This window comes from Agrobacterium sp. DKPNP3, from assembly GCF_052686535.1.
Genome location: NZ_JBQYSN010000155.1, coordinates 1 through 5,956 on the forward strand (window position 1 = coordinate 1; position 5,956 = coordinate 5,956).

The window sequence follows — 5,956 nt, forward strand, 5'->3', positions numbered from 1 at the left end:
GTGGCCGCCGAAGGAATGACCGACCGCGCCGATGCGTGAATGATCCATCCGGCCGGCAACGGCCGGCGCTTGCCGTGCAATCTCGGCCAACTGGTCGAGTATCGCCTTCATCTCCTCGACACGCTCGCGCCAGAAGAACGGTGCGCCAGCTGCATCCGAGGGCAGGCCGCCGACCCGCGAACTCGCATGTGTCGGCTGGATGACGACGAATCCCCTTTCCGCCCAGAATTGAACGAGCGGAGCGTAACCGTCCTTTGACGGGATATAGTTGGATGGACCGTAGCCATGCGACAGCAGCACGATCGGCAGGTTATTTCCTGTAGCGGGCGCGGTCAGACGCAGTTCCAGCGGCTGGCGGCCCGGCATCGAAAGACGGATTGGCGTGTATGCCACGGTGAGAGTGGCTTCAGGTGTCGGAATATGTCTGGCGAGATTGATCAGATTGTTCATGGGTCTGGACCTTCAAAGGTGGGTTTGGATTGTGATGTTCAGGCGAGCAGATGAACTGTTTGGCGGAACGCGGTTTCGGCGTCGGCGCCGGCCGGGATCTTCATCGGCGCGTCGATCTCGGTCACAGACCTCCAGACGGCCTCAGCTACCGCATCCGCCGTCGTAACCTCATTGCCCGAACGCAGCTTCGTCATGTAGTCATGGACGAAGGCGGTATATGGCTCGGGAATCTCCATGCCCATGCGCGAGACAGCATTCTTGCCGAAGCCCGTCATCGGAGCCGAGCCAGGCAAAACAAGTTTGGCGCGGATGCCGAACAGCGCCGTTTCGAGGGCGAGGCTCTCCGTGAATGCGTTGAGCGCTGCCTTGCTGGCGCTGTAGACTGACAGCGCGGGCAGCGGCCTCAGCGTGACGGCGGAACTGACGTTGACGATGACGCCTGAGCAACGGGCCCGCATCTGCGGAAGCAACGCTTTGGTCATCGCGATTGCGCCGAAGACGTTTGTCTCGAACAGTTCGCGGACCTTAGACATCTCCGAGCCTTCAAGCACATTGAGCATGCCGACGCCGGCATTGTTGACCAGCGCATCGATCGAGCCGGCGGCTTCGATAGCCTTCGCGATGCTGTCTGCACTCGTGACATCGAGCGGCAGGATTTCGAGCCGGTCGTTAGGAGGAAGCAAGTCGTTTCGCGGCTTGCGCATGGTGGCGACGACATCCCAGCCGGTGTCCAAGAATTTCTGCGCGATGGCGAGGCCGAAACCGGACGAGCAACCGGTGATGAGTATCTTTGGCACGTTCTGTCTCCTGGCTTTTAACTCGCCTAAAGATGGACCTGGTTTCCCGGACTTGCTATATGCACATGTCCAAGAGTGTTTAGCGGAAGTCCAAATGTATGGCCGATCCTGTCGCTGAAGTCGTGTCCCTGTTGAAGCCGATCCCTTCCATTTCAAAGCTGGTCACGGGCGGTGGCCAGTGGCTGGTCGAGCGGACGGAGCTTGGAAGCCCCTTCTACTGCGCCGTCGTCGAAGGCCGTTGCCTGATGACGTTTGCCGGACATGAGCCAATGGTGCTCACTGCGGGTGACTTCGTCCTGGTCCCAAAGATTTTCTCATTTACGATGAGCAGCATGGAGCCGCCGCCACGCGGGGCCCTTGCGCAACGTCTGGAGACCAGCCCCGGCGTCTTTCGCCTGGGCGATCCGGAAGCGCGGTCGGAGGTCAAGGCCCTGGTCGGGCATTGTGCTTTCGGCTCGGATGACAAGGCTCTTCTCGTATCGCTGTTGCCGGAAGTCATTCATGTTCATGGTGAAGAGCGACTGATGGCTCTGGTCCTCATGATCAATGAAGAGACGCGAGCTGACCGTGTCGCGCGTGAGATGGTCCTTCACCGGCTGCTGGAGGTTCTCTTCATCGATGCACTACGTTCGGCAGCAAGTGCCAAAGCGCCGCCGGGTCTCCTGCGTGGCATGGCCGATCCGCTGCTGGCGCCGACCTTGCGCCGGATCCACCAAGATCCAGGTCGAAGCATGACGGTGGAAACGCTTGCTAGGGAAGCTGCAATGTCCCGTTCCACCTTCTTCGATCGCTTCCGCAAGGAAGTTGGGGTCGCGCCAATGGAGTACGCGACGGGGTGGAGGATGGCGCTTGCGAAGGAATTCCTACGCAAAGATATGCCCATGGCCGACATCGCCCAGCGCGTCGGCTATGGATCGACAAGCGCTTTCAGCGTCGCCTTCAATCGGCATGTGGGAATGCCGCCTGGCGCCTATTCTCGCGCAGTTGCTGCTGCGGCTTAAAGCGTCCGACCTCACCGACGATATAGGCGGCCAATGCTTCGGGTGTTGTCTAGGGAAAAGCTGCTTCAGGAAATCACTGAAGGCAGAGGCCCGCGCACTTAAGAGACACCGCTCCACAGCGCGATCTCGAACCCTTCGATGTCGCCGCAGTGCTGGAAGGTCCCATCAGCGAGATCCCGATCTTAGCAGGGCCGGCGGACGTCATGACATTCCAGGTCTCCGGACTTGCTCCTCCCCGGACGACGCCCGGAGCGAGCTAACCCTAACCGGGGCGGGAGAGATCCGGACGTGCACGTCAACGAGACGGTCATGCGGAAAAGCTCGACACCCGAGAGGCTCTCGTCAGGCGTCGGGTTGACGCGAATCGCAAGGTCATAGCCCTCCTCGATCCTGTCGACGGCCCGATCTTCCGTGGTGGTTTCAGCCAGACATCCGGATACTTCAAAGCAAGACCGGTCACGATCTTGCCCGTGGCGGTCTGCGACAAGAGAAACGGCGCACAGACGACCGTTGAAACAGTCGGACAGGATTTCAAACTGGTCATGGATGCCGTTGGCGGTCCAACAATTGGACGCTTCTTGAGTGCCATAAAGCCGGGCGGGGCTCTCTTCCTGGTTAGTCCCGGGCTTTCCCGGCCAGAGCGGGTTCGACCGGCTCCGGCTTGCTCACCGTCCCGACACCCGGATTGCGTCCAGATCGCCGAAACTCCGCTGCACGGCGGCGATCTTCGAAGCTGCGATGTCGGCAGACACTTCGATTTCGCCCTCTAGCGGTGCGTCGGTTCGCCCCTCGCCATCGCGCAAGACGTCGCCGCCCGATGGAGCAGATCCGGCAGAGTTATTGGACGCGACCGGCTGCACGAAAATATCTGGCCGGGAAATTCCATGCTGCTGCACAAGATGTTCAATCGCAAGGTCCGCGGCCGCGCGGGTCTTGAAGGTTGCGCGGATCGTCGTGGTGCTATCGTCAGACATGAGTTTCTCCCTGCGTTTTGGTCCTCCTGTACCAAACGTCGCTGGGGTCGGGTTGTTTCGATCCAAATGGAAAACTTAATCTGGTCGGGTTGGAATCGTACCGGGCGGCTGCTATGTTCTCTCTTTGTTTTCATCTGCCTTGACCGATCCGCATGAACGTCATGACCGCACCATCCGCTCGCAAGATCATCCATGTCGACATGGATGCCTTCTACGCGTCGGTCGAACAACGAGACAATCCGGACCTGCGCGGCAAACCTCTCGCGGTTGGGGGAGCGGTTGCTCGTGGTGTGGTTGCCGCGGCAAGCTACGAGGCCCGCGAGTTTGGTGTGCGGTCAGCCATGCCTTCGGTGACGGCAGCTCGCAAGTGCCCTCACCTGATTTTCGTGAAACCACGGTTCGAGGTCTATCGCTCCGTCTCGCAACAGATCCGCGAGATTTTCGCCGAATACACGCCGCTGATCGAACCGTTATCGCTTGACGAAGCCTATCTCGACGTGACGGAAAATCTTAGAGAGATGCCGATCGCCACCGAGATCGCGCTGGAGATCCGTGCGAAGATAAAGACCGTCACCGGGCTCAATGCATCTGCCGGCATTTCCTACAACAAGTTCCTCGCCAAGATGGCGTCGGACCTCAACAAGCCGAATGGCCAGGCCGTCATCACGCCGAAGAACGGGCCGTCTTTCGTCCAAGGGCTCGCGGTCAAGAAATTTCACGGCGTTGGCCCAGCCACCGCCGAGAAGATGCACCGCCTTGGCATCGAAACCGGCGCTGATCTCAAATCGAAATCGCTACAGTTCCTGACAGAGAACTTTGGAAAATCCGGCCCCTACTTTTATGGCATCGCTCGCGGCATAGACGAGCGTCCTGTCCGGCCCGACCGAATTCGGAAATCGGTGGGCGCGGAAGATACGTTCGTCGACGACATCCACGATCTCGCTCTCGCCACGAGCGAGCTAAAACCGTTGGCGGAGAAAGTCTGGTCGCATTGTCAGGCAAAATCGATCAGCGGCAAGACGGTGACCGTGAAGATCAAGTATTCGGACTTCACACAGGCAACCCGAAGCAGGACGGGCACGTCTCCTGTCACTGGCATTGCTGAAATCATGGAGGCGGCATCGACGCTGCTTGCCACCGTCTATCCTTTCAAGCGTCCGGTCCGGCTGCTTGGCGTGACGCTCTCCTCGCTGACTAGCGATCAGACAGAACATGACGAGGAACAATCGCAGCTCGATCTGGCTTTATGATCGGGTTCAACAAGAGGATCGATCAGGATTTCCGAAAGCCATTTACCCAGAGTTCGCGTCATTGATCTCGAGACGGGCGGCAATGGCCCGAACGATGTCTGCGAGATCGGCTGGCAGGATGTCGTTCTTGGTGACGACGGCTTGTGGCAGGTGATCGAGGAGCGTGGAGCACTACTGGTCAATCCCGGACGGCCTATGAAACCGGATACCATCGCCGTTCATCATATCCTGGACAGCCAGGTGGCCGATGCGCCGTTCTGGAAGGAGATCGCCGCAAGCATACTGCGACCTCCGGGGCGACTGGATGCCTTGGCGGCGCACCGGGCAGGCTTCGAACAGCGCTACTGCACTCCGCGCTTCACCGGTGAAACTCCATGGATCTGCACCTGGAAATCGGCTTTGCGAGTCTGGCCGGAACTGCCGCGTTTTTCCAACCAGATGCTGCGCTACCAGCGCATGCCAGAGGGTCTTGTGCATGAGATCGGCCTCCCGGCCCACCGCGCCATGCCCGACGCCTATGTCACTGCCCATCATCTCCGTGACCTGTTGAATGCGACATCTCTGAATCAACTCCTGGTCTGGAGCCGCGAACCCGGCCTGCTGCCCCGCGTTCCCGCCGGCCCCGACCGCGGCAAAGGGTGGGATCGGATCTCTGATCAAGCGCTTGAGGACTTCGCGCGTGATCGGGACATGGACATCCGCTTCAGCGCTCAGACGGAACTGGCACGGCGCGGAGAACGCCAGGAAATGGAGCCGCTCCAGCCTGCCCAGGGGACGCTCCTGTGACGAGGTGATCTGTCAGCGCAACAGTACCGACCGCCATGTCAAGCGCGTTCTCCGGATCGATCATCGCCCTTTCCCGGAGGTGGCTGCCCACGGTGCAGCGCTTATCCAGAACTAGAATTCGATTGTCAACGATGACGACGAAGTCTGGCACCTGGGAGACTTCTATGGGCGAAAGCAGGAGACTGCTCGGCTCTCCTGAGATCCCTTAGGGGTCGCAAGCACCTGATCGTTGGCAACAACGATCCAGGGTCGATAAAACGATTGGAAGAGAGGACAAGTCGAACGGTACCGGGCCGCGACTGTTGTCCGCAAAGGTCATAAGTTAGACAAAGCAATCGCTCTAATACCTGAAATTTGGATCTCGCGGCTCCACTGCTTCTCGCGCATTGCCATCCGGCGGGTGATGTTTAAAAGTCTCATGTGGATCACTCCGTTGCCCCCGTCGCTCTCCGCCTTGGGGAAGGTTCACATGGCTCAATTCCCAATGGAAATTATGCGTCTAAGGGAGTGAACCCCTCGGGCTGGACCAGCGACGCACTTCAAACTAAGCCGCCTGCTGGGCAAGTTGGGTTTCAAATTCTGCTGGCGATCGATAGCCAAGGGCTGAGTGCAGCCGCTTGGCATTGTAAACATCTTCAATGAACCTGGGCAATCTCTCGGCGACGTCTGCGAAGGTCTCGTAACCGGCGGGATAGATA

7 protein-coding genes are annotated in these 5,956 nt (G+C 59.3%); 3 read left to right on the top strand and 4 right to left on the bottom strand.

Going from position 1 to position 5,956, the window contains the following annotated elements:
* On the bottom strand, window positions 1-450 hold a 450-nt coding region (locus ACUTJJ_RS24410), incomplete at its 3' end, for an alpha/beta hydrolase family protein (RefSeq protein WP_445543715.1).
* A gap of 38 nt (window positions 451-488) precedes the next feature.
* Window positions 489-1,247 carry an SDR family oxidoreductase gene (locus ACUTJJ_RS24415; RefSeq protein ID WP_209090409.1) on the bottom strand — a complete coding sequence of 253 codons (759 nt, stop codon included), beginning with the start codon at window positions 1,245-1,247 and terminating at the stop codon, window positions 489-491.
* A 98-nt stretch (window positions 1,248-1,345) separates the two neighbouring features.
* On the opposite strand from ACUTJJ_RS24415, the gene ACUTJJ_RS24420 reads away from it, so the two are divergent.
* Window positions 1,346-2,248 (top strand): AraC family transcriptional regulator, encoded by a 903-nt coding sequence (locus tag ACUTJJ_RS24420; protein WP_404495756.1) that lies wholly within the window; start codon window positions 1,346-1,348, stop codon window positions 2,246-2,248.
* Between the two features lie 665 nt (window positions 2,249-2,913).
* Here the strand turns inward: ACUTJJ_RS24420 and ACUTJJ_RS24425 are convergent.
* Complete coding sequence (locus ACUTJJ_RS24425; RefSeq protein ID WP_063947527.1) at window positions 2,914-3,222, bottom strand: hypothetical protein; 309 nt, start codon at window positions 3,220-3,222, stop codon at window positions 2,914-2,916.
* Between the two features lie 161 nt (window positions 3,223-3,383).
* Between ACUTJJ_RS24425 and dinB the strand changes: the two genes are divergently transcribed.
* Together dinB and ACUTJJ_RS24435 are read left to right on the top strand one after the other, a co-directional pair.
* Window positions 3,384-4,472 carry a DNA polymerase IV gene (gene dinB, locus ACUTJJ_RS24430; protein ID WP_155737452.1) on the top strand — a complete coding sequence of 363 codons (1,089 nt, stop codon included), beginning with the start codon at window positions 3,384-3,386 and terminating at the stop codon, window positions 4,470-4,472.
* Window positions 4,473-4,532: 60 nt separating this feature from the next.
* On the top strand, window positions 4,533-5,258 hold the full coding sequence (locus ACUTJJ_RS24435) for a 3'-5' exonuclease (protein WP_445543716.1): 726 nt from the start codon (window positions 4,533-4,535) through the stop codon (window positions 5,256-5,258).
* Between the two features lie 544 nt (window positions 5,259-5,802).
* On the opposite strand, the gene ACUTJJ_RS24440 is transcribed toward ACUTJJ_RS24435, so the two are convergent.
* Window positions 5,803-5,955, bottom strand: a complete 153-nt coding sequence (locus ACUTJJ_RS24440; RefSeq protein WP_445542255.1) for an IS3 family transposase — start codon at window positions 5,953-5,955, stop codon at window positions 5,803-5,805.
* Window position 5,956: the final 1 nt, after the last annotated feature.